Annotated in this window: 1 rRNA gene; it reads left to right on the top strand. The window is 54.3% G+C overall.

Annotation, left to right across the window (positions count from 1 at the left end):
- Nucleotides 1-55: 55 nt before the first annotated feature.
- A 23S ribosomal RNA gene (locus BLT21_RS15475) occupies nucleotides 56-1,783 on the top strand; the annotation flags it as partial.

The following is a 1,783-nucleotide window of genomic DNA, read 5'->3' as shown; positions in this document are numbered from 1 at the left end:
GTGAAGATGATCTTAAAGATCATTAGTCAATTTTTTGACGATTCAACTCATGTGATTTCAAGTCTTTAAGAGCAAACGGTGGATGCCTTGGCATCTGGAGCCGAAGAAGGACGTAGCAATCTGCGATAAGCCTCGGGGAGTGGATAAGCACACTGTGATCCGAGGGTGTCCGAATGGGGAAACCCCGCTGGGCGGCGTGCCGACCTAGTGACTCCCGCCTGAATATATAGGGCGGGTAGAGGGAACGTGGGGAAGTGAAACATCTCAGTACCCACAGGAAGAGAAAGCAACAGCGATTCCGTTAGTAGTGGCGAGCGAAACCGGATCAGGCTAAACCTTGCGTGTGTGATAGCCGGCAGGCGTTGCACGTTGGGGGTTGTGGGACTTTTCTGATCATTCTGCCGAGTGGTCGACGTTACAAGATGGTATAGACGAACAGGTTTGAATGCCTGGTCATAGAGGGTGCGAACCCCGTAGTCGAAATGCCTCTCTTGGCGTGAAGAGTATCCCAAGTAGCACGGGGCCCGAGAAATCCCGTGTGAATCTGTCAGGACCACCTGATAAGCCTAAATACTCCCAGATGACCGATAGCGGACAAGTACCGTGAGGGAAAGGTGAAAAGTACCCCGGGAGGGGAGTGAAATAGTACCTGAAACCGTTTGCTTACAAACCGTTGGAGCCTCCTTAGCAGGGGTGACAGCGTGCCTTTTGAAGAATGAGCCTGCGAGTTAGCGATACGTGGCGAGGTTAACCCGTGTGGGGTAGCCGTAGCGAAAGCGAGTCTGAATAGGGCGATTCAGTCGCGTGTCCTAGACCCGAAGCGAAGTGATCTATCCATGGCCAGGTTGAAGCGACGGTAAGACGTCGTGGAGGACCGAACCCACTTAGGTTGAAAACTGAGGGGATGAGCTGTGGATAGGGGTGAAAGGCCAATCAAACTTCGTGATAGCTGGTTCTCTCCGAAATGCATTTAGGTGCAGCGTTGCGTGTTTCTTGCCGGAGGTAGAGCTACTGGATGGCCGATGGGCCCTACAAGGTTACTGACGTCAGCCAAACTCCGAATGCCGGTAAGTGAGAGCGCAGCAGTGAGACTGTGGGGGATAAGCTTCATAGTCGAGAGGGAAACAACCCAGACCACCAACTAAGGTCCCAAAGCGCGTGCTAAGTGGGAAAGGATGTGGAGTTGCTCTGACAACCAGGAGGTTGGCTTAGAAGCAGCCACCCTTGAAAGAGTGCGTAATAGCTCACTGGTCAAGTGATTCCGCGCCGACAATGTAACGGGGCTCAAGCACGCCACCGAAGTTGTGGCATTGACATTTTTGGTAGGCCTTCGTGGTCCAGCCGTGTTGATGGGTAGGAGAGCGTCGTGTGGCCAGCGAAGCGGCGGTGTGAACCAGCCGTGGAGGCTACACGAGTGAGAATGCAGGCATGAGTAGCGAAAGACGTGTGAGAAACACGTCCTCCGAAAGACCAAGGGTTCCAGGGTCAAGCTAATCTTCCCTGGGTAAGTCGGGACCTAAGGCGAGGCCGACAGGCGTAGTCGATGGACAACGGGTTGATATTCCCGTACCGGCGAAGAACCGCCCAAGCTAATCCAGTGGTGCTAAGAGTCCTAACCCGGGCTTAGTTGATCCCTTCGGGGTGAGACGGTCCGGTCTAACGCTCGACCCCATGCTGGTGCGGCTAGCGTATTAACAGGTGTGACGCAGGAAGGTAGCCCAACCCGGGCGATGGTTGTCCCGGGGCAAGTGCGTAGGCCGAGTCATAGGCAAATCCGTGACTC

Origin of the sequence: Microbacterium sp. cf332 (genome assembly GCF_900102175.1) — a bacterium.
Lineage (GTDB): Bacteria > Actinomycetota > Actinomycetes > Actinomycetales > Microbacteriaceae > Microbacterium.
This window is presented reverse-complemented; position numbering and strand designations above follow the sequence as displayed.